Source organism: Thermanaerothrix solaris, from assembly GCF_032334255.1.
Taxonomy (GTDB): Bacteria; Chloroflexota; Anaerolineae; order Anaerolineales; family Anaerolineaceae; genus Thermanaerothrix; species Thermanaerothrix solaris.
In genome coordinates this window covers 1,377,069-1,400,228 of sequence record NZ_JAUHMF010000001.1, presented here as the reverse complement: position 1 = coordinate 1,400,228, position 23,160 = coordinate 1,377,069, and the positions used below count along the sequence as shown (strand labels likewise).

The window sequence follows — 23,160 nt, the reverse complement described above, 5'->3', positions numbered from 1 at the left end:
TCCGTTCTGAGAACGCTGAAACATTTGTTCAAGGAATTTGATTCTAACATAATTTTGCCCGGGGCAAGGGTGCACCCGGGCAACTTGGGAGAAGGGGTGAATGATCATTTTAAAAGAGATCTTGGGTCTCCCAGCGCGGAAAGAAGTGGGCACGTAGCGGTCGTCGGTTGAGTTCTGCAAGTGGGGTTTGCAAAAGTTGCCGACAGACTTCGGCAATGCGTTCAGCAGAGCGTCCACCATTTTGAATGGGCATAAGTCGTCTGAGGGTACTGAGATCAAGATCGCAGTGGATGGGTTTACCCAGTGCCAGAGCCGTAAAGATCGCCGATGTGTTTTGGGCGATGAGCATATCGCAATTCGCGATCATATGGTGCAAGTTGCCCTCGGTGTATATTGGAACCTCGGGAAAATAGCGCCGAATTTCGCGTGTCGCACGGTCAATGTTTTCATTGGGGTGTAATTTGAAAATCATTGGGCGGCCAAAAGCCAGCGCTTTGACGCGTTGGAGGAAGCGCTTGCGATCATGAAATTTCAGTGTTTCACGGGTGGCAGATGTTGCTATTAGGATGTAGCCATGGTGGGGAAAATCGTTGTTCAAATAGCCTGCGGCGTGATCAAAATTAGGGATACCGGTGACAATAATTTTGTCAGGGTTAACTCCCTTGCGAATAAAGAGGTTGCGATAGCCCGGTGAAGCCACACAGAAGGCGTGGTAGGCATGGGATAGGCCGGTTGCAGCAGTGTTGGCAAGATAACGAGGAAGGTTGAATGTACGAACGAGGTTAAAGCGCCAATCTTCTGCTTCTAACATCCCTTCTTGAACTAACATCAGGCGCGTATTGAGAATGTTGCGGGGCAGAAGTAGATCAGTGCAGGTCACGACCAAATCATAGGTGCGTTGTTTACCCCCGCAGTCTATGGGGAGATGGTGTTCGCGCAGGTAACGCTTGGTGGCTTGCCGATGACGCCCGCCCAAGATGGTGAAGTTAGTAAAGCCTAAGCGAGTCAATAAACCGATCAAGCCGTCCGCGTAGAAGGGCGAAAAATAACGATCGCACTCCGGCAATTGTTGGGCGATTTGATGCAAAATGGTGGTTTGATTAAGCGAGCCACCGATGAAAAGTACTTTGGGGTTGGTCGTCATCACATGTGTGCTCCATGGGCTGAGCCTAGCATGGGGTTTTGTAGCGCTTGGGACATGCGGGCTAGTCGGAGTGGAGCGTGCGGGCCTGAATTATGAACCACCCAACCCATCTTACGCAAAAGATAGCGAGGGATAAAGTCGCGCAGCACCTCAACTCCCCCAAGACCATGTCCCTTGCGCACTTCGGTCGTAGCCTGTTCCAGAGCATGACGCAGTTCAGCCGCGGTGGTACCAGGAAAGTATGTTGCCCCTTGACCGATCATGCGGAGGACATGAGCATCGCTATTGCCAACTTGGGCGAGAGGTAAGGCGCTGGCCATTGCTTCGACCCATGGATTACGCCGGGTGTAAACCAGTCCGCCATTGAAACGTTCTACCCCTACCAGGATGCGGCGCACCTCCGCATGCTCAAGCGCGGCGTGGATGGTTTTAAAGTCGAGGCTGCTGGTACCCGCAGCCATCGGGTGCGCGGCAATGCATAGTCCTCCCAGTTCACCGACCCGCAGTGCCGTTTCAATAAGGGAAAGACCGGCTGGAACCGGTTGCTCTATGTAAAGTGCCAGGACATGACCATCGGATGTAGATACTTCAACTCCCGGTATGACCTCAATCCCGTAGGCTGGCGCTAAATCCTGCGCCTTGAGGGCACCGGTAATACAGTCGTGATCGGTTATGGCAATAACATCGAGATCGGTGTACTCTGCAACGTATTTCAATACGGCTTCTACCGAAGACGTGCCATCATAACTGTAAATGGTGTGAATGTGCAAATCCGCATATCCCATGTGATTTCTCCCTTTATTTATGTTTCCAATAGTTACTATAGCCTGTGTTTTTTAAGGTTTCGTGAACACAGGGATAAAAGAAGTTTTGCGTTTGATTGTTGCCGATTAAAGGGAGATTAAGAATGGATGAGCGCCTGAATCAAACCAGATGCTTGATGGATGACCTCGTCCCAGCGAACAGTAAAAGGCGGTGAGTAACTTGTTGGCTATAGAGGGCAGATCAGAAGGGTAAGACATAAGCGCATCCCATGTGCATGGGCTTCATGTTTATCCTGGCCCGAACAGAATTAGAAAAGGCAAACAATGGACAAGATATGGGTTAAGGTGACGTCAAAATGGGTTTGAACTAAGATTAGATGGTCTTATGGCAGGGAAAGGTAACAAAATCGGGGAGGTTATGAGGGTTTGGGCGATCGTTCTAATTGACTGAGTCGTTCCAGCACGTCGAGCAAGCGCTGGCGCCACTGCGGATTGGAGGGGTCGAAGGGCATCCAATAGGCATTCTTACCGCTGCGTGCCAGAGGCTCGAGCGATGGCAGGGTCCGAGGTGGCGCATCATCAGGACGAGGAGGGTAGCGAAGCACGATTTGGCCGCTTTCGATGCTCACAGAAGCCAACCCTGCAGCCTCGGCGCGGAGTTTGACCTGCATTTGGAAGAAAAGATTTTCCACTGCTTCGGGCAAGGGGCCAAAGCGGTCGCGGAACTCCTCACGCAGAGCACCCAGTTCATTTTCGCTGCGGGTGTCAGCCAGACGGCGGTAAAGGCTTAAGCGGGTCTGCTGATCGGGCACGTAAGACATAGGAATCCCTATATCCAAGGGAAGATCCACGTTAACCATGAGCCCCAAATCACCTGTGGATGGGGTGGGTTCAGCCGTGCTGAGTTGTGGGTAATCGCGGCGCAGTTCGCGCACGGCTTGCGCCAGCAAGCGGGTATAAAGGTGAAAACCGACGCTGGCAATGTACCCGTGTTGGCGCGTGCCGAGGATTTCGCCCGCCCCACGCATTTCCAGGTCGCGCATAGCGATGGCGTATCCCGAGCCGAGTTGGGTGTTCTCGGCAATGATTTCCAACCGTTCCTGACCTTCAGGGGTTGGTGGGCGTTTACGGTGGCGAAAGAAATAGGCGTAAGCCCGCTGGGTACCGCGCCCTACTCGCCCGCGCAATTGATAAAGTTGTGCCAGACCGAAGGTATCGCCGCGATCCACGATGAGGGTGTTGGCGTTAGGAATATCCAACCCTGATTCGATGATTGAGGTGCATAGTAAAACATCTACCTCACCGCGGGTGAAGCGTTCCATGACCTGGGCCAGTTCATCTTCAGGCATCTGCCCGTGCGCTACGGCAATACGCGCCTCGGGCACCAGGGTTTCCAGATGGCGGCGCATGGCCTGGATGGTATGGACGCGATTGTGGACGAAGAACACCTGCCCTCCTCGTTCGATCTCACGCAGGATGGCTTGTCGCACCAGGCGCGGGGAATAGGGACCGATGTGGGTAATCACAGGCAGACGTTCTGCCGGTGGGGTGTTGATGATGGAGATATCGCGCACACCGGCCAGGGCCATATAGAGGGTGCGCGGAATCGGGGTAGCGGTCAGGGTCAGGACGTCTACCTCGGTGCGTAGTTTCTTAAAATATTCCTTATGGGTAACCCCAAAACGCTGTTCCTCGTCTATGATGACCAAGCCCAAGTCCTTGAAAACCACATCGGGCTGGAGCAGTCGGTGGGTGCCAATAATAATATCAATGTCCCCAAGCGCCAGGCGGATCAAAATCTCCTCCTGTTCTTTGGGCTTGCGGAAACGTGATAGCATCTCCACATTGACCGGAAAGGGCGCCAGGCGTTGGCGAAAGGTCTCATAGTGTTGTTGTGCCAGGATGGTGGTGGGCACCAGAACGGCCACCTGTTTACCATCCATGACCGCCTTAAACGCGGCGCGCAACGCTACCTCGGTTTTTCCGTAGCCCACATCGCCGCATAAAAGGCGATCCATAGGACGCGGGCTTTCCATATCCCGTTTTACGTCTTCAATGGCACGCAACTGATCTTCGGTTTCAATATAAGGGAAACTGGCTTCAAGTTCCTGTTGCCAGGGGGTATCGGAGCTAAAGGCAAAGCCCTTAGCCACTTGGCGTCTAGCGTAGAGTTCCAGCAACTCGCGGGCCACCTCTTGCACGGCCTCACGCACCCGCTGTTTGGTCAGGTTCCAGTCGGCGGTACCCAAGCGGGTGGGAGTGGGTTCTTCACCATCCGGGCTAATATAGCGGCTGATGCGGTCGGCTTGATGCACCGGAACAAAGAGTTGATCCCCTTCGGCGTAGGCGATACAGAGAAATTCGCGTTCCACACCCTCTAGCGTGCGCCGCACTAAGCCCACAAAGCGACCGATTCCGTAGTCCACATGTACCACCCAATCGCCCGGTTTGAGATCAGCATAGACGGCTTCAGGAGGAAGCGCTTGAGGGCGGGTACGACGGCGGGGTTGTGGTCGTTCCCAACCGAAGAGTTCGCCGTCGCCAAGCAAATGGAGTGGTTTTGCTGCCGGGCGCAGAAGTTCCCAACCTTCACTCAGACTACCTTCGATGAAATGAACGCGTTGTTCCGCGGTTTCCGGCATGTGGCGGCGGTGTTCTTCCCACAATTCGCGCAGGCGTGCTATCTGGCGAGAGACTATGAAAATATCTTCTCCTTCTGTGCTGCGCAGGGCAAGCCATTCCAAGAAGGACTTGAGTCGTCCGCCAAAGCGAGGTTGGGGTTGAAATTGCTTTGCTAAGGGGTGCCCCTCTTCGGCCTGGCCATGGCCTAACTCTAACCAGAGATGATCCCCCAACAGGTCTTGCAGTTCTGACCAGGGGAAGTAAGGGAGGGGGTAATCGGGTGAGAGCAAACCCTCAGCAATGCTTTCTTGGCGCATGCGCACAGCCAGTTCTTCGATGTCATTCGCTGTGCTGCGCAAGAGGTCCAGATCATCTATAACTACCAGGGCGCCGCGGGGTAGATAATCCAGCAGGCTGCCGGCGAGGGGATAGAGCACGGGAAGTTCGAATTCATCTACGTCGGCAGGTGAAAGACCAAGCGCAGCGGCTTTGGCTGGCAGTACTTCGCGTGCTGGGGTGATCAGAGCGTGTTCCAGATTGCGCACAGTGCGTTGGGTGGCTGGTTCAAACTGGCGCAAGGTATCCAGTTCATCCCCAAAAAATTCAAGGCGCAGAGGGAGCGGCTCCGTAGGTGGCCACAGATCTAAAAGGCCTCCGCGCAATGCGACCTGACCGGCTTCCACCACCACATCCTCACGTTGATAGCCAATGTCCAGGCATTGGCGCAAAAAGGGCTCCAAAGGCAAATGTTGCCCGACCCGGACGAGCCGTGTGGCTTTGATGAATTCACGTCGTGGAATCGTGCGGGTCATTACGGCGCGCAAGGGGGCGATGATCAGTGGTGGTTGTTCAGGGCGCGGCAATGTGGGCAGATGGTAACGGCTGAGCAGGCTCAGCACCTGGAGGCGATCTCGCCGCGTCAACATTCCCCACGCGGCTCGTTCGTAAAAGAGAGGATTGGGCTCAGGGAAGAGGAAATGTTGACCCTCGCCCATCCAGAGGGTTAGTTCGTCGTGAAGTGCCAGGGCACGGTCACTCCGTTCAACAATCCAGAGCAAGGGCACGCCCAGGTCTTGAGCCAGAGCGGCGACCAGTGGCTGACGTGCGGCACGCATGATCCCCATTCCCTGGATCACCAGACCGTCGCGCAGATCCTCCAGGAGATGGCGGTACTCCGGGTGGGAGCGAAGGGCTTCCAATAAGATGTCCACCTTCATGGTTCGAGCGTCATACCGTTAAAGCGGTTCATGGCGGTGTCCAGGCCTTCGGTGACGAAAACGCGAATGGCCTGCACAGCGCGATCAATGAGCAATTCCAGAATGGGCTGTTCGCTGGCGTCGAAATTTTGAAGCACGTAATCCGCAGGGTCCATCTTGCCCGGCGGGCGGCCGATGCCAAAGCGAAGGCGGGGAAAATTCTGAGTACCCAGGCGGTCCATAATTGAAAGTAGTCCTTTGTGTCCGCCGGCGCCGCCTCCGGGGCGGAGACGAATAACCCCGAATGGCAGGTCGAGGTCATCGTGGATGACCAGAAGATGTGGAAAAGGAATTTTGTAATAGCGTACCAGACTGCCCACCGCTTCGCCGGAGAGATTCATATAGGTTTGGGGCTTGGCTAAGATGACCTTGTGCCCGTCCAGTGTGCCATTCAACACTAAGGCCTTCATTTGCAAGCGTGGGGTGCCCAAGTCCAACTGTTTGGCCAAGGCGTCAATGACCATGAAACCCACGTTGTGACGATTGCGGGCATAGGTACGACCAGGGTTCCCTAAACCGACCAGCAAGTAAGGTGAGGAGGCAAATTCTACGGAAGAATCAGTAGATGGCGTTGTCATAGGCGATTAACTGCGATCACGATGCTGGCGTAAGCCGGAATAGAGCCCGATAAGGGCGAGCAGACCCAATGCCACCAGCCCGCCGCGGGCGAGCACCCGTAGGATAGCATTCGGGGTCAAAATAAGGGGGTTCGGTGGGAACGGTGTAGGGGTAAAGAGCGGGGTCGGGGTGGCGGGCAAGGGGGTAGGGGTTGGCGTGTGCTCTGAGGACACCTGCGGCGTTTCGGTTTCTACTGCGGTGTAGTTACGCACGCGCAACTCAGTGACGATGTGCTCGATCACCTGCCCATCTCCCAGCAATACCCGCAAGCGCAGGCGATAATTACCATCGGTGATGGCGGTGGTATCCCAGGTAAACAGCGCTTCATCTGCCGGGCGTTGATCGGACTGGGTGAGGGGAAACCAGGTCTGAGTTGGGTCGTCTTGATAACTGAAGTCTAACTCATAGCGTTGAAATTCACCCGGCGGCAGGCTGGCGCGAATGACTACCTGTCCGCGCAACACCGCGCCAGGGGTGGGGGAGATGATCAGAGGAGGTGGGGTTTGGGGTAGGGGTGCCAGTCCCACCAGACCAAAGGTAATGGCCAGGCGCAAAATAGCCCAGAACATAGCAGTTAAGTTTATCACGAAATACGTTCCTCTTGTATTTGACGCATTTTCTCCGTAATGGTATATTGCCCCTGAATGAAGCTAATCTGGTTGTGAAGTTTTATCATTGGGCACAGAAAGTGAGTTTCAGTGAACGACGCCATGGCTTTTCTAACCAGTCTCTTTCATACGTCGTTTCTCCCCATTGTAGCAGCGATGTTGGCGGGCGGATTAATCGGATTGGAACGCGAGTACCGTGATAAGTCCGCCGGGTTTCGCACGTTTATCTTCATTGCCGCGGGTTCGGCATTATTCACCTTGCTTTCACGTTATTTCGGTGGTTCGGACATTTCGCGTATTGCGGCCAATATCGTCACCGGTATCGGTTTTCTGGGTGCAGGGGCGATTTTAAGAGAAGGGCCGCGGATTGCGGGCCTGACGACGGCCGCGATCATTTGGTTGACTGCGGGAGTAGGGATGGCCATGGGGGCGGGAGAGTATCTGCTGGGCGGATTGGTGACGCTTCTGGCTTTGATCGTGCTGTGGTTGTTCCCATCCTTTGAAAGACGGATTGATCGTTTGCGCGAGCAGCGGATTTACGAAATAAGTCTCCAAGGCGGGGTTGAGTCGTTTGATCAAATTCGAGTCGCCTTAGAAAGTGCAAGTTTGCGTTTGATCCGCCGCGAATATTTCAAGGAGGGCAGCGGGTTGCTGCGTTGTCGTTGGGTCGTGCTGGGCAGCGTTTCAGCCCACGAACAGTTTGTGAAATTCCTGCTCGATGCGCCGTTCGTGGCTCAGTTTCGGTATTAAAAACCAAGCGCCTCTGCCAATCCGCAGAGGCGCTCTTGGTATCGGACAACAACCCGGGTTTAGATAAAGATTATCTGTGCCCCTTCGGTCATGTCAATGAAGTCGCTGGCGGTAACAATACCCTGCACGCCCTCGACGAAGTCATCCATGGTCAACCCCATCATATCCACGGTCATCTTACAGGCATAGAGCTTAGCGCCACCATCTGCCAGCATTTGTAGGTACTCACGTACTGGTGGCACACCCAGAGCTTTCATCTTGTCTTTCATCAATTTAGTAGCAAATGCAGTCATACCCGGCAGAACGCCGACAATGTTGGGAATGCCCAAATTGCCCGGGATGCCCATCATGCTCATTTTCATACTGGTATTGGCCACCGGGGGCAATTCCAGATGATCTACACGGTGCTTGTTGATCAGGTCCAAGCCCCAGAAGGTGAAGAAGATGGTAACATCAACCCCATTACCCAGGGCGGCCCAGCCCATTACCAGGGCTGGGTAGGCCATATCGAGATTGCCCTTGGAGCAGATAAACGCAATGTGGCGGTTTCCTTCGGTCATGGCTTTGACTCCTTTTGCTTAAATTAGACGCAACCTTCGGGCTTGCCCAACCCGGCGATCTTGGCTACTTTCTTGGCCGGGCCTTTGGGGAAGAGGGCAAAGAGGTCCTTAGTGGAGATACCGGTGCCAGCGGTAATTTGGCGCAGGGTGGGGGCTTTGCCATTAGCGCTGGCGGTTTGGCGGCAGAAGTTGATGACCTTCCAATGCTCGGGGGTCAGTTCGGCAATACCCTCCTCTTTTGCCAATTCCACGGCGATCTCCTCGTTCCACTCATTGGGGTTGGTCATGAACCCCTCAGCATCCACTTCCACGGTCTTTCCAGCAATAACTCGGGTAGGCATAGTTTGGTTCCTCCTTACGTGTGAATATTTATCCCTAAGCAGGGACGGGTTTCGAGTTGGCATCGGCCTGGTGGCCGATGACCTGCAAAACACGCAATGTCAGCGCCAACCCGCGACGAACGGCCGGGTCTTGCAACTGGCGCAATAAACTGAACAACGAGGTGTCTACCGGTTTGCCCACTTCTTGCTCTGCTAGGAGCAAGGTATTGCGGACAAAGGTCATGATCTCAGGTTGGGTCATATCTTTGATCGTGTTGAGGATCAGGACGATATTATCGCCTAACCGGTTGACATCTTCTTCACTGAACGAAGTAACGATGTTATCCACAATGCGAACCCCACCGCGAGCGAAGGCAAAGTAACCTTTCTCATCCAGGGTTTGTAGGACGTCGGTGAGGCGCATCATGACGTCCTTGGAGACTGGGGTCAGGGTTTCGAGCAAATCGTACAGCGCATCTAACTGATCAAGCAGGGACTCAAGTTGGCGGGCATGGCGCAGGAATTTTTTAAGGAGGCGCAGCAATTCTTCTGGCTGGACATAGTCCTGCACCTCTTCGAGTTGTTCGCTTCCCAGGCGTAGAGCTTCTTTGGCGATGGGCATGGCGGTTTCAATCAGTTCATCCCGTGCTTGTCGTCCGCGCTCGGCCACCCTGGCCTGCTCGGTGAGGTAAGCCACCTGTGTCATGAGGGCATCGAGTTTTTGGTTTAAGGCAGCGATCTCGGCTTCCATAGCCCCTCCACTAAACTTTCCACTTGCCGGCCATGCTCATCGTGGCAGGAAGTGGCAATTCCATGCCCCGCAATAAGATGTGCCAGTACATCCAGCGGAACATCAATTTGCCCCAGTGATTGAACTCGGACTCTTGCAGTAAGGTCAACGGGCCGATTCCGGGCAACGGGTAGCGACCGGGAAGGGGTTCCTGGGTATAGTTGAAATCTATCATTAGCCCCTTACCAAAGCCGGTTTCGATGAAGCAGTTGGCGTGCCCATCGAAGTAAGGTGGGAGTTCGCCAGTTTCTACATAATCCAGAAAGTGTTCGGTGAAGAGGTCAATGGAGAAGTGGGCAGTAGCACCGGCCTTGGAAGCGGGCGCGTCCGAGGCATCGCCCAGGACGAAGATGTTGGGATAGGCTTTGGCGCGTAAGGTATGCGGGTCTACTGGCACCAGGTTGAGTTCATTACCCAAGCCGGATTTACCGATGACATCGGCGCCTTTATTGAGCGGGATGGTGACCAGTAAATCGTACTCAATCTCGCGCTCGTCATAAGAAACAATCTTTTTGGCTTCCGGCTCTACCCGTTCAATCATGAAATCGGGTTCAACCTTGATGTTCTTGCTATCGAGCAATTCGCCGAGCAATTTTGAGGCCACGGGTTTAGTGAAGGCACCCGATAGCGGTGTGGCGTAAACAATCTCAACGCGATCGCGCACGCCTTGCTGATGAAAGTACCAATCGGCCAGCATAATGAATTCCAGCGGCGCAACTGGGCATTTGATGGGATTGTCCACCACATTGACCACCAGCCGTCCACCCTTCCACGTGCGCAGAGCATCGCGCAGGGCTTGGCTGGTAGGCAGGGTATAAAACGAGTGAATGGATTTACCCCACTCGCCATCCAGCATTCCCGGGGTCTCTTCAGGGTGAATATCTACCCCGGTGGCGATGATCAGGAAGTCATAAGGCAAGTTGGTACCATCGGCTAAGTGCACGCGATTATGGTCGGCATCAATGGCTTCAACTTTGGACTGGATCAAGCGCAGCGGTGGGTCAATGAAATCACGTTTGGGCTTGATCACATCTTTCTCTGAATACATGCGGAAGGGGATGAACAAGAACCCCGGTTGGTAATAGTGGACGGGGTCAGGGTCAACCAGGGTGACCTGCCATTGGTTGAAATCCAAGAGGCGTTTGAAGCGGTTGGCCACGATGGTGCCTGCGGTTCCAGCGCCGAGAATGACAATTTTCTTCATAAGAGTTACACTCCTTGCTAAGAAATTTGAGTTAGGCTAGCGATTTGCTGCAGGCGCTCGATAAACGATAGGCGCTCATGCAGGATACTTTGCACAGCGCGGGCGGCAGCCAGTGGCCAGGCCGCAACGCGCTGACGCTGGGCGGGATCAATGACACGAACCTCGCGCGCGGCATTGCGTACTTGCTCTAAGGATAGGCTATAACGTTGGGCAAGGTGCTCCCATAAGGCATCCGTATTGGCAGGTTGGGTTTGCCACCAGCAGGGGCCACATACGAACCACGCCACAACCTGTCCCTCATCCTGGATAGGGGTGAGCAAATAATCCAGACCGGCATGGCAAGTTGCAACCCCGCCGCGTGGGGCAACCTCGCGCACCATTTGTTTCCAGGAAGCCTGGCAGTCCAAACGGGCTTGTGGGTTTTGCCACAGCAGACGGCAAAACGCGCAAGGATGGCTAATCTCGGTTAGGGGGTTGCCCTCAGGGTCTAGGACAACGGCACTTAACCCGCTGACTTCGGCATAGAGGTCTTGGATGGTTTGGACGCAGTGGGTGGGAAAACTGGCCGCGAGATCCATGGCTTGGGATGCCGGCTCGGGTGTTGGGCGTCCAAGTAATCGTTCGACCTCACTGCGCGGAAAACGCCACTGCTGGCCAATCTTCACCCCTTTTAGCCGCCCATCCTGAAGCATGCGGTAAATGGTGATCCGATCTACCTTTAGAAGGTCTTGAACCTGGCGTGTGGTTAATAATTCTTCCATAGCATGTTATAAAATGTTATAGCAATCTCTATCGAACTCAATGGTAGCACGCTTGACCTACCCCAGATAGTGACAAATGTCACGATGAATGTCATGTCTGTTACGTTCTTCACAAAGATGAGGTGGGTGTAATGGGTTGTACATTGGTTCGCCTTTTTGATGGCTAGGGATAAAATAGACCTCAAAACCGATACCAGAGGGATCGAATCGCGATGGAAGAGAAGTTACCTGAATGGGCATATCGTGCGCAGTACATCAACTTAACGACGTTTCGCCGCAATGGTCAAGCGGTGGCGACACCGGTGTGGTTTGTGGTTCACAATGGGCGTTTATATGTGATGACCAATGCGGATTCGGGCAAAGCCAAACGCATTCGGGCAAATGGTCAGGCCCAGGTAGCCCCCAGTGATGTGCGCGGGCGCCCCCTGGGCGAATTTTTACCAGCGCGGGCCCGTCCGGTAGAGGATATAAGTTTGAGGCAAGTTGTGGAAGCGGCTTTTGATCGTAAATATCGCTGGCAGCGCCGCCTGATCCGCCTGGTCGCTGCCCTAAGGGCAAGGAAAACCGGTGATCCTACGTATTTGATTGAAATTGAATTGCTTTCACCCCCGTAATAGTTTGGTCTATGCCGTTCATCTTCTCATCACCCTGGTCAGTCTTGTCCAGGGTGTTTTTCTTATAACGGGCGTAACTCTCCTTGGGCCCGGGGGTTACCAATGGATAGAACGCGGATTGTGGAGTCCCCTGCGCTATGAGGCATGCGCATTTTTTCAATGCCACGAACATAGACCCAACGCTTCCATAAACGAGTGCTGATGAAAATTCTGCCGACGAAAATAACGGCGTGGATTGTGCAATAGGGCATCTCATCATCATTGAGGAGGAGCAAGCATGAGCGAGACCAAAGCGGTTGCCATAGTGGGGGTGGGTGCCATCTTACCCGATGCCCCCGATGCAGCGACCTTTTGGCAAAACATTAAACAAGGGCGCTACTCGGTTACCGAAGTACCCCGCGAACGTTGGGATCCTGACCTTTACTATGATCCTGATCCGCGTGCCCCGGATAAGACCTATACCAAAATCGGTGCCTGGGTGCGCGAATTTCGGTTTGAGCCGTTGAAGTGGGGGCTTCCTATTCCCCCCAATGTCTTGGCCGTGATGGATAACACCCAAAAATGGGCGATTGCAGCGGCGCGAGAAGCCCTGTTGGATTATGGTTACCCCGAGCGGTATCTGGACCCAACGCGGGTGGCAGTCATCCTGGGCAACTCGATGGCAGGTGAGAACCAATACAATACCAGTCTGCGCGTGCGCCTACCGGAATATCTCGAAGCCTTACGCGAACTTGAAGCCTTTCAGCACCTTCCTCCTGAGGTGCAGCGTATGCTTTTAGAAGGGGTGGCGACGAAAATACGAACTAAACTGCCACCGATAACCGAAGATACCATGCCTGGTGAGTTGGCCAACATCATTGCTGGCCGAGTTGCCAATGTGTTCAATTTTTCCGGGGCTAATTTTGTGACCGATGCAGCCTGTGCATCCTCCCTGGCGGCGCTCCAGGCGGCTATAGAGGGTTTAAATAATGACCAATTCGATGCTGTCCTCACCGGTGGGGTGGACGGCAATATGAGCATTGATGCCTACGTCAAATTCTGTAAAATCGGCGCTTTGAGCCCGGATGGTTCGCGGCCCTTCGCCGAGGGTGCTAACGGGTTTGTCATGGGTGAGGGAGCGGCAGTCTTTCTGCTCAAGCGCCTGGCCGATGCTGAACGCGATGGCGACAAGATTTATGCGGTGATTCGCGGGGTAGGAGCGAGCAGTGATGGGCGCGGTAAAGGGATCACGGCACCCAATCCCACCGGTCAACAGCGTGCCATTGAACGGGCCTGGAAGAATGCCGGTCTTTCACCGGCTACGGCTACCCTTATCGAAGCACATGGCACATCTACCCGTGTGGGGGATGTGGTTGAGGTCAATAGCCTCAACGCCGTCTTTGATCCCTTTGACCTACCGATTGCCTCCATTGCATTGGGTTCGGTCAAGTCGAACATTGGTCACCTCAAGAGCGCTGCCGGTGCAGCGGCATTGCTTAAGGTGGCCTTTGCGCTGTATGAGAAGGTATTACCTCCCTCAATAAACTTCACCCGCCCCAATCCCAATATTGATTTTGATCATTTACCTTTCTACGTGATTACCGAACTGCGTCCTTGGGAACGTCCACGTGGAGAGATTCGGCGTGCTGGTATCAGTTCTTTCGGCTTTGGCGGGACGAATTTCCACGCCGTAGTTGAGGAGTATGTGCCCGGGTTACTCACTAGCGAAAAGAAAGTCTTCCCGGCGGTATCGGTCGCTCCGGTGGAAACCACACCAGAACCCCTTTCGAGCGGGGCGTCCGAAGGGTTGCCAATCTATCGTGGTCTATTGGTGATAGGTGCTCCGGATCGCGCCACATTGACTCAACAGTTGTATCGGGTGCTCGAGGAAGCAAGAACGGGGCGGACACCAACCTGGAAGACACCTGCTCTCGAGGATGTGCGCCAACCTGAGCGTTTGGCGCTGGATTATGCCGATGCGGCGGACCTGGCGAAGCGGTTAGAGAAAGCCTTGGCGGCCTTGGAGAAAGATGCGCCCGAAACCTGGCAAGCCTTAGCCGGACAGGGTATCTTCCGCGGACGAGGGGCTGCGGGTAAAGTGGCGTTCCTTTTCCCGGGACAGGGTTCACAGTACGTTAATATGCTGCGTGACTTACGGGATTTAGATCCGGTTGTGGCTGAAACATTCCAAGAAGCCGACGCGGTCATGACGCCGATTCTAGGCCGTCCGTTGAGCGATTATGTCTTTGTTGAGGATGGCGATGAGCGTCTCAAACAGGCCGAGGCCGAATTACGAAACACGATTGTCACGCAGCCAGCCATGCTGACCGCGAATGTTGCCCTTCTGCGTTTGCTGAAGAAATACGGGTTTTCTCCCGATATGGCTATTGGTCACAGTTTGGGCGAGTACGCGGCGCTGGTGGCGGCAGAGGCTTTGCCTTTTGCCGAGGCCTTGGAGATCGTTAGCGCACGGGGACGCGAGATGGCGCGTGTTTCCATGGCCGATAACGGGTGCATGGCAGCGGTCTCCGCGCCCCCTGAGGCCATTGAACGCATCCTGAGCCAGGTACCGGGGTATGTGGTCATTGCCAACTACAATAGCCCGCTGCAAAGCGTGATCGGGGGCGAAACAGCAGCGGTTGACGCTGCCATCAATGCATTACAGGCGGCAGGCTACCAGGCAGTGAAGATTCCCGTCTCCCATGCATTCCACACCCAAATCGTCGCTCCGGCCAGTGAACCTTTGCGGCAAATTATCGCACGCATGCACCTTCAGCCGCCGCGCATTCCGGTTATCTCAAATGTAACCGGCGACTTCTACCCGACCGAGCGTGAAGCCATGCTTGACCTGTTGGCACACCAGGTGGCTTCGCCAGTGCAATTCATTCGCGGCGTGCAAACCCTTTACGCCCACGGTGCACGCATCTTTGTTGAGGTGGGTCCAAAGCGCGTTTTGGCCGGGCTTACCAACGATATCCTTAGGGAAAAAGCGCCTGAAGTATGGGTGCTTGCAACCAATCACCCCCGCAAGGGTGGGCCGGCTTCTTTCAATGAGACGCTGGCCGGTTTATATGCGGCGGGTGTTGTTCCTCAGGTAGCCGATGCGCGTCCTCTTCCGGTAACAATTTCACCCTTAGGTGAAGCATCAACCTCGGAGCCCAAATCGCCCGCTCACTATGAAGCGCCAGCAGTGGTGATCCGAGACGGTGTTTTGCCGTTGACGGGTTCTGTGGTTATCAGTGGGGCCGGCTTGGGGTTACCGGGGCGCCAGCATGCGGTTTTTGCGGATGACAACGTGGAGCGGTTGCTGCGCGGTGAGATCATGATTGAGCCGTTGCCGTTGGAGGTGCGACAAAGCCTCCTCCAACGTCGCATTATTCGCCTGATCAAGAGTGATAATGGGGCTGAAGTGCAACCCGTTGAGGATCTCGAGCAAACGGTCAAACTGGCTGGCCAGCGTGGACGGTTCGACCTGAGTGCGGATTTTGGTGTGCCCGCGGAACGCGTAGAAGCCCTGGATATTTCGACCCAACTGGCGATAGCCGCCGGTATTGAAGCCTTACGCGATGCGGGCATTCCCCTCGTGATGCATTACCGTCCGACCAGTGTGGGGACCTATTTGCCAGATCGTTGGCGCCTGCCACCTGCTTTGGCCGACGAGACCGGCGTGATCTTTGCTTCCGCTTTTCCGGGGCTCAGTGAACTGGCGCGCGAGATTGAAGATTTTTATCAATATGAGACGCTCAGACGTCAGTTAGGCACGCTGTACGCCTTATTGGAGTCATTGAGCGTGACTTCGCCTGATGTTGTGCCTATTTTGCGCGCTCAAATAACCTCCCTTGAACGCCAATTGGAGGAAAGAGATTATCATCTGGATCGCCGCCTGGTGTTTCGGGCGTTGAGCATGGGGCATTCCCAATTTGCCGAATACATCGGTGCGCGTGGTCCAAATACCCATGTGAATGCAGCCTGTGCCAGTACCACCCATGCGCTGTCGTTGGCCGAGGACTGGATACGTCAAGGGCGTTGCCGCCGCGTCGTTATTATTGCCGGCGATGATGTGACCAGCAATCCCCTGATATCCTGGATTGGAGCATCGCTGATGGCCAGCGGCGCGGCAACGATTGAAGGCAACTTGCGTCAGGCTGTGCTACCTTTTGACCGGCGACGCAATGGGATGATTATGGGCATGGGCGCAGCGGCGCTGGTCGTGGAATCAGAGGACGCGGTGCGTGAGCGCGGAATGCGAGGCATCTGTGAGGTCTTGGCCACCGATATCGCTAATAGCGCCTATCACGGTACCCGCCTGGATGTATCCCACGTCAGTGAGATTATGGAGCGTTTGGTGTGCACCGCGGAACGCCGTTTTGGGCTCAAGCGGGCGGCAATGGCGCCGCATATGGTGTTCGTTTCTCATGAGACCTATACCCCGGCCCGCGGAGGCTCCGCGTCGGCCGAAATCCGAGCATTACGCCAGGTGTTTGGCGAACACGCCAACCGCATCTTAATCGCGAATACCAAGGGTTATACTGGCCATGCCATGGGGGTGGGGATAGAAGATGTTCTGGCGGTTAAAGCGTTGCAATACGGTCGGGTTCCCCCCATTGCCAATATTGACGATGGTTTTGAGCCCGATCCAGAATTGGGTGATTTGAACCTCTCACGGGGAGGGGTGTTCCCCCTGCGTTATGCCTTGCGTTTAGGGGCCGGTTTTGGGTCTCAAATTGCTATGGCCTTGCTACGGCGAATTGATGACAAGGGAGAACGGGTGGATCATCGGGTCTATCAACGCTGGCTGGCCGATCTGGCCGGTTATGAACAGGCCGAGTTGGAGGTGGTACAGCGGACGCTGCGCATTCGCCACGCCGGCCCGCCACAGCGGTCGCCATTGAAATCACGCTGGCAATACGGACAAGGGCCAACGCAGTGGGCTGAGGCTATTGCGCAAGAAGAGGCCCAGGAAGTGCTTGAGTCTTTGCAATCCCTGTCCGCTCAGCAACCGGAGGCATTGCCAACATCCCAGCCAACGCTGCCGGTGCCGGATGAGCAACAGGTTACGGAATTTGTTTTAACCCTGGTAAGCGAGAAGACGGGTTATCCACGTGAGATGCTGGACCTGGACTTGGACTTGGAAGCCGACCTCGGCATTGACACCGTTAAGCAAGCCGAACTTTTTGCTGCCGTGCGGGAGCGCTACGGGCTCCCTCGCCGTGAAGATTTGCGCTTGGTGGACTATAACACACTGCGCAAGGTGATTGCGTTTGTATGCGAGACGGCAGGAAACCAACCGCAAGTGACCGGGGCCGTTTCCCGTGCCGAGGTGGCGCTTGAGGTGCATCCCGGGCCGCTCGTGGCCGAAGAACGACATGGGCAGATAGTTTTGACCCAGCCCAGGGTGGGGCTACCCAGCGAAGAGGAGATTAAAACCGTGCTGGTAGCACTGGTGAGTGAGAAAACTGGTTACCCACCCGATATGCTCGATTTGGATCTCGATTTAGAAGCCGATTTGGGCATTGATACGGTCAAGCAGGCAGAATTGTTCACTGCGGTGCGCGAACGCTATGGTATTCCTCGCCGTGAGGATTTGCGGTTGGTGGATTACAACACGCTGCGTAAGGTGATCGCGTTTGTGCGGGAGTCGCTTGAGGCACAAAGCGGGTCGGGATCGCGACCATCAACCTCAGCCTTAGATGCTCAATCCTCTGAAGCCGTGAGTCCAGAAGTGCTGGAACTGGTCGCCGCGCGGGTGGGATATCCTGTTGATCATCTACCCATAGATATAGAGGGTGGAGAGGCGCATCTCGGCCCATCTCAACCGCCTGCGGCTCAAGCGGTCAAGACCGTGGATGAGACGGACATTCAGTCCTTTGTCGTGGGGCTGGTGAGTGAGAAGACCGGCTATCCTCAGGAAATGTTAGACCTGGATTTGGATTTGGAAGCGGATTTGGGCATTGATACCGTTAAGCAAGCAGAGCTCTTCACCGCAGTTCGTGAGCAATATGGAATACCTCGGCGGGAAGACCTGCGTTTGAGCGATTACAATACCCTGCGCAAGGTCATTGCGTTTATCCAAGAGGCTTTGGCCGCGCAGGTTATCTCACGGGAGACTGCGCCTGAAACCGAGACGGAGGGTAGGTCAACGACGCTCCCTTCCATGCAGGAAGAAGGCGTGCTTTCCGAGACCTTGGAAAGTGACAAGCAAGAAGCCGGAATGATACGCCGGCGGGTGCCCCAGGCTGTGCTGCGCCCACGGGCAACGCTTTGCCAGCCGACCGGGATTGATCTTTCAGCAGGGTTACGGGTGGTTTTGGTGGAAGATCAGGGCGGTGTTGGCTTGGCCCTGGCACGCCGGTTGCGTGTGCGCAAAGTCAAGGTGCTGATGATCCCGGCGGAGTGGTCTGAGCAAACCCGCGCGCGGGTTCAGGGATGGGTTCAGGACGGGAAGGTGGATGGTGTGTTCTTCTTGCCCGGCCTGGATGTGCACCCTGAGCTTGATGCTATGGGAGACGAACAATGGCAGGTTGAGGTACAACGCCGGGCCCAGACGCTGTTTGACCTGCTCCAGACTCTGCCGGGTGAGCCGTTCTTAATTGCAGCCACGCGCCTGGACGGTCGGCAAGGATTCTCCGGTGAGCCACTGGCGGCCCCCTTGGGCGGTTTGGTCAGCGGGTTGGTCAAAGCGGTGTCTTGGGAACGGGCCAATGCACTGGTCAAGGTGGTAGATTTTGCTCCGCAGGCTGAAGCCGCCGAAATTGCCGCGCAGTTGATCGAAGAATTACTTTATGACCCCGGCGTGGTAGAGGTAGGACGATACCGAGGTCAGCGTTATGGTGTCACCCTAGTCGAGGCACCATTGGATACCGTTGTGAGTCCGGATTGGGGAAAAAAGCCGGTCTTCTTGATCACCGGTGGTAGTGGTGGAATCACCCAGGCCGTGGTGCGTGATCTGGCGCGCCAGACCCATGGGGTGTTTTACTTAATTGGACGCTCACCTTTGCCTGCTCCCAACGACCCCGATTTGATGCTATTACGGCAGGACCGCTCGGCTTTGCGCCAGGTTTTGCTCAAACGCCTTGCGGCAGAGGGCAAACGGCCCTCTCTGGCGGAAGTGGAACAACATCTGGCGGCGCTGGATCGTGCAGAGGGAACATTGAGGTTGTTGGAGGAAGTGCGCTCCCAGGGGTCGGACATTATCTATCTTACTGCTGATGTCACTGAGACTCGGGCCGTGGAAGACGTTGTGGCACGTGTGATTCATGAGCAGGGGCACATAGATGTCCTTATTCATGCCGCAGGAATTGAGCGCAGTCGTCGCCTGGAGAGTAAGCCGCGTGAGGAATTTGCTCAGATTCTGGCGGTCAAGGCTCAAGGGTTCTATCACCTTTATAGGGCATTGCATCGGCATCGGGTATGGCCACGCGCGGTCGTTACATTTACTTCAGTAGCGGGCCGGTTTGGCAATGCGGGGCAGGTGGATTATTGCGCCGGGAATGACTTCCTGGCGAAGATGATGCTGGCACTCCGTCATCATCCTGCCGGGATGAAAACCATTGCGTTAGATTGGGGAGCCTGGGCTGAGGTGGGGATGGCCAGCCGTGGCCATGTGCCTGAATTGATGCGTCGGGCAGGGATAGACCTGATGCAACCCGAAGAGGCAGCTCGATGGGTGTATCGCGAGTTAGTTGCCAATTGGGGGCAGCCGGAGGTCGTTCTGGCGGGTTCGCTGGGCTTGCTTACCCTTCCCCGCCGCGAGCAGGATGGTCTCGATCTCGAAGCCATAAAACCCCTTGTAGGCAATGATCTTCATCACCTTCCCGGGGTGCTGACAGGGTATGATCGCTGGGAGGGGGCACGCTTCGAAGTTGAATTGGATCCACAGCAAACCCCTTATCTTTCGGATCATGCCCTTAACGGCATTCCATTGTTACCGGCAGTGATGGGTTTAGAGGGGTTCGCCACAGCGGCGTTGTGCTGGCTAAGTCTCGCTGATGAGTCTTCGGCCTGGCAAGTAAGGGGATTTACAGATGTTCAGTTTATGGCACCGTTGAAATTCTACCGTAACCAACCGCGGCGTTTTGTGATCAAAGTTAATCTCTATCCAGCCCGAGAGGGATTGGTTGCCCAGGCGGTGCTGGAATCCACCTTGACCCGCGCCGGCATGCCACCTCAGACTTTGCGCCATTTTACGGCTAAAGTGCTACTGGGAACCCCTGAATCGGTTGGTGCACCTGAGGCAGAGGTACCCGCCTTGGATGAGCATCGCCTTATCTACCGCGAGGCCATTTATCGGCTGTTCTTCCACGGGCCAGCGTTCCAGGTGCTGGAGGCCGTGCAGGTCGAACCGCATCGAGCGCGAGGGCGCCTGTCTGCGTCCTTGCCTGCACTGAGTGCTGCGCCGCTAGTCACCCTTCCCTCTTTGCTCGAATTGGTGCTACAGACGGCGGCGGCATGGGAAGTAGCCCAAGATGGTGTCCTGGCATTACCCTTTGGTGCGGAGCGGATTACTTATACCGCGTGGCAATGGCAGGAACCGGTATGGGCTGAGGTGATTCCAATTTCACCGCTGGGTGAGAATCGGCGGTTTGACGCGCGGGTTGTAGATGCTAATGGGCGAGTGGTTATTGAGGTCAAGGGTTATCGGACGGCACGGTTACCTTATGCGGCCGATCCAGCACTGGTGGCACCGTTTCGGGCATCTCTTGAACGAAAGGTAGGTGAATAATGGTGAGCATTTATTGGACACTGGCGGGTGGATCGGCTGTGCCGGCTGATTCTGCCACTCTGGAACATACCCTATCAGCGGCTGAACAGATTCACCTTAAAAATCTGCGTTTTCCGCGGCGACGCGCCGACTGGTTGCTGGGACGTTGGGTGGCAAAGCATCTCCTCTGTGCTGCAGATCACCGCCTGCACGAGATTGAAATGCAGCGGGTTAGTGTTTTGCGCAGTGCTCAGGGGGCGCCCCAGGTTTGGGTTTCTGCGGAGAATCCTTTCCCGGTTTCGCTCTCACTCAGCCATCGCGAAGGGTGGGCAGCCTGTGCGCTGGCCTTGGCTCCCGATTTGGCGCTTGGGATTGATCTAGAGACCATTGAGCCGCGACCGCGCTCTTTTGTTGAAGATTTCTTCACGCCGGAGGAACAGGCTTTCCTGCACCGATTGCCGGTAACCCAATCCGCCTTTGCTGTAACTCTAATATGGAGTCTGAAAGAGGCAGCGTTGAAAGCCCTGCGGGTAGGACTGAGCTGGGATACCCGCCGGGTTAATGTGCATTTGCCCTCGGCTTTGCCCTCCGATTCTTCATGGCGGGGCGCTGCGATTACTGTGCGTGGTATTCACGCCTCCTGGCATGCTTGGTGGTGTGTTGTTGGGCAAAAAGTCCTCACCCTGGCCATATGTACGGAAAATGTACCAGAGGCTTTGATTTATGTTCCGCTGCGGCACGCTCATCCAGTGCGTCAGAGCATGGGATGTTGAGGAGTATAGCGGAAAAGGGAAGGGGATAAGCGAACCCCCTGGAGGGCTAACATGCGCGCGCGGGCAAGGTACGCGCAGCCGGTCATTAAGTGCAGGGCTATGTCGGCCACGCGCCGGTTCTCCGGCGGTTCCAGGTACGTTCCCTGCACCCAGGCGTTAAACGTGCCCATCGCCGGACCGCACCAAATCTGGTAGTCCATTTCGCGCCCTGGCTCGCCGCGATTAGCCCAGCGTGAGGAAAGTCCCAAATACCAGCGAAAGACTAAAGCCATTTTCTGGTGCGGATCACGTTGGGCGCGTTCAATTTGGCGTGGATCGCGTTCCTGGAAATATTGCACGGTTTCTTGCCAGATCGTTTCCAGATCGCGCTTGAAGATCTGGCGTTCCAATTTTTCGCGTTCGTCTGTTGGCAGGGCTTCCAATGACGGGTAGCGAGAATAAAGTTCATAGAGTTTCTGCGCGCGCAGAGGAAAGAGGGTGCCGCGTTTGAGCAACTGCACTTTAACGCCCATTTCAAACATATCGGCAGCGGGTGCCATCATGACATCGGCCATATCGGCTTGAGCAAGCAAGCGTTTGACATGGGGTGAGGTTCCAGCTTCCACACAGGATTGGTTGATCGAACCGGTGACAATATAGTCCGCACCCATGGTGAAGGCCGCCAGGGCGGCTTCGGGGGTGCCGATGCCGCCGGCAGCACCGATAAAAATGGGCTGCGCGTAGCGATATTGAGCCTGGATTTGCTCGCGCAGGGCTAGCATGGTCGGGATCAACCCCACCAGTGGGCGGTTATCAGTATGCCCACCCGAGTCGGCTTCAACAGTGATGGCATCTGCCATAGGGACATATTGGGCCAATTGAGCCTGGGTTTGGCTTATCTGACCACTTTGGAGCAATTGGGCGACCAAATCAGTGGGCGCAGGTTGCATGAAGCGCTGGGCAACTTCACGGCGTGAGAGTTTGGCAATGATCCGGTTTTGGGCAATAATCTTTCCCTGCGGAGTTTGCTCTAAACCAGCCAGTCGGTAACGCACCAGGTTGAGCGTTAGATCCACATAGGCGGATGCCTCAATGGTACGAATGCCTTGAGCCAGATACAGCGTTGCCGTCCGTTCTTCCAGCGCCGGCTCATTGGGGCTAAAGATGAGATTGAAGGCATAGGGGCCTTGGGGCAGGGCTTCACGAATGCGCTGGATAGCCTGCTCAATCCGGGTCGGAAGCAGGCCGGCAGCCCCAAAGACGCCCATGAACCCGGCTTTGCCCAAAGCAATGACCAGGTCTTCAGAGGCAATACCGCCAGCCATAGCCCCGGCATAGTAGGCATAGCGCAAGCCAAAAAGGGCTCGAAATTCGGGATTGCCCAGGGTTTCGGGCATTAGGGGAGGGGTGTAGGCCAAAACCTCGGCAGATTCAGGACTGGCCATGGTGGCTGGGATGAGGGTTCCTTCAGAGGTTATGCCCCATCCTTGGCGGTCGGCGATAGCCCAAATGGGTTGCTCGAGGTGCAACAGCAACTGACGCTGGGAAGCCTCATCACGTGCGAGATAGGTCGAGTCACCCTGCCAACGCCAGGCGATGAACGGATGTGCGCTGCTTAACGGTCGTGTGGTGGGCAGAACGGTCTCATGGTGGGGCATGGTTTTTCTCCTACCGAAGGGAATGCATCACCAATTAAAACCCAAACCCTGGGTGGGAG

The 23,160-nt window shown here is 55.4% G+C and carries 15 protein-coding genes; 4 read left to right on the top strand and 11 right to left on the bottom strand.

The genetic code is table 11. From position 1 onward, the window contains the following. Window positions 1–109 precede the first annotated feature (109 nt). The 5 genes from QYE77_RS06455 to QYE77_RS06435 all read right to left on the bottom strand — a co-directional run bounded on the left by QYE77_RS06455 (window position 110) and on the right by QYE77_RS06435 (window position 6,991). Window positions 110–1,144 (bottom strand): glycosyltransferase family protein, encoded by a 1,035-nt coding sequence (locus tag QYE77_RS06455; RefSeq protein WP_315624917.1) that lies wholly within the window; start codon window positions 1,142–1,144, stop codon window positions 110–112. Continuing rightward, on the bottom strand, window positions 1,144–1,929 hold the full coding sequence (locus tag QYE77_RS06450; protein ID WP_315624555.1) for a PHP domain-containing protein: 786 nt from the start codon (window positions 1,927–1,929) through the stop codon (window positions 1,144–1,146). Before QYE77_RS06450 ends, QYE77_RS06455 begins: the two co-directional genes overlap by 1 nt. 395 nt (window positions 1,930–2,324) lie before the next feature. Further along, window positions 2,325–5,747 carry a transcription-repair coupling factor gene (mfd, locus tag QYE77_RS06445; protein ID WP_315624554.1) on the bottom strand — a complete coding sequence of 1,141 codons (3,423 nt, stop codon included), beginning with the start codon at window positions 5,745–5,747 and terminating at the stop codon, window positions 2,325–2,327. Beyond that, entirely contained in the window at window positions 5,744–6,364 is a 621-nt protein-coding gene (gene pth / locus QYE77_RS06440; protein ID WP_315624553.1) for an aminoacyl-tRNA hydrolase, read from the bottom strand. The genes mfd and pth overlap by 4 nt, the downstream gene beginning before the upstream one ends. 6 nt (window positions 6,365–6,370) lie before the next feature. Next, on the bottom strand, window positions 6,371–6,991 hold the full coding sequence (locus QYE77_RS06435; protein WP_315624552.1) for a hypothetical protein: 621 nt from the start codon (window positions 6,989–6,991) through the stop codon (window positions 6,371–6,373). Between the two features lie 111 nt (window positions 6,992–7,102). On the opposite strand from QYE77_RS06435, the gene QYE77_RS06430 reads away from it, so the two are divergent. Then, window positions 7,103–7,762 (top strand): MgtC/SapB family protein, encoded by a 660-nt coding sequence (locus tag QYE77_RS06430; RefSeq protein ID WP_315624551.1) that lies wholly within the window; start codon window positions 7,103–7,105, stop codon window positions 7,760–7,762. Between the two features lie 59 nt (window positions 7,763–7,821). Here the strand turns inward: QYE77_RS06430 and QYE77_RS06425 are convergent, their stop codons facing one another. The 5 genes from QYE77_RS06425 to QYE77_RS06405 are packed head-to-tail and all read right to left on the bottom strand — an operon-like array spanning window position 7,822 to window position 11,397. Further along, window positions 7,822–8,322 carry a DsrE/DsrF/DrsH-like family protein gene (locus QYE77_RS06425; RefSeq protein WP_315624550.1) on the bottom strand — a complete coding sequence of 167 codons (501 nt, stop codon included), beginning with the start codon at window positions 8,320–8,322 and terminating at the stop codon, window positions 7,822–7,824. A 23-nt stretch (window positions 8,323–8,345) separates the two neighbouring features. Beyond that, window positions 8,346–8,663, bottom strand: a complete 318-nt coding sequence (locus QYE77_RS06420; protein WP_315624549.1) for a TusE/DsrC/DsvC family sulfur relay protein — start codon at window positions 8,661–8,663, stop codon at window positions 8,346–8,348. 34 nt (window positions 8,664–8,697) lie between these two features. Continuing rightward, window positions 8,698–9,393, bottom strand: coding sequence for a helical membrane plugin domain-containing protein (locus tag QYE77_RS06415; protein WP_315624548.1), 696 nt, complete (start codon window positions 9,391–9,393; stop codon window positions 8,698–8,700). A 10-nt stretch (window positions 9,394–9,403) separates the two neighbouring features. Next, entirely contained in the window at window positions 9,404–10,636 is a 1,233-nt protein-coding gene (gene sqr, locus QYE77_RS06410; protein WP_315624547.1) for a type III sulfide quinone reductase, selenoprotein subtype, read from the bottom strand. Window positions 10,637–10,653: 17 nt separating this feature from the next. Next, window positions 10,654–11,397: a PocR ligand-binding domain-containing protein gene (locus QYE77_RS06405; protein ID WP_315624546.1), complete on the bottom strand. Its 744-nt coding sequence runs from the start codon at window positions 11,395–11,397 to the stop codon at window positions 10,654–10,656. A 212-nt stretch (window positions 11,398–11,609) separates the two neighbouring features. Between QYE77_RS06405 and QYE77_RS06400 the strand changes: the two genes are divergently transcribed. The 3 genes from QYE77_RS06400 to QYE77_RS06390 all read left to right on the top strand — a co-directional run bounded on the left by QYE77_RS06400 (window position 11,610) and on the right by QYE77_RS06390 (window position 21,464). Then, complete coding sequence (locus QYE77_RS06400) at window positions 11,610–12,011, top strand: PPOX class F420-dependent oxidoreductase (protein WP_315624545.1); 402 nt, start codon at window positions 11,610–11,612, stop codon at window positions 12,009–12,011. 277 nt (window positions 12,012–12,288) lie between these two features. After that, window positions 12,289–20,712, top strand: coding sequence for an SDR family NAD(P)-dependent oxidoreductase (locus QYE77_RS06395; RefSeq protein ID WP_315624544.1), 8,424 nt, complete (start codon window positions 12,289–12,291; stop codon window positions 20,710–20,712). Continuing rightward, window positions 20,712–21,464 carry a 4'-phosphopantetheinyl transferase family protein gene (locus QYE77_RS06390; RefSeq protein ID WP_315624543.1) on the top strand — a complete coding sequence of 251 codons (753 nt, stop codon included), beginning with the start codon at window positions 20,712–20,714 and terminating at the stop codon, window positions 21,462–21,464. Before QYE77_RS06395 ends, QYE77_RS06390 begins: the two co-directional genes overlap by 1 nt. Here QYE77_RS06390 and QYE77_RS06385 read toward each other — a convergent pair. Beyond that, complete coding sequence (locus QYE77_RS06385; RefSeq protein WP_315624542.1) at window positions 21,446–23,101, bottom strand: PfaD family polyunsaturated fatty acid/polyketide biosynthesis protein; 1,656 nt, start codon at window positions 23,099–23,101, stop codon at window positions 21,446–21,448. The genes QYE77_RS06390 and QYE77_RS06385 overlap by 19 nt on opposite strands. Between the last annotated feature and the right edge of the window lie 59 nt (window positions 23,102–23,160).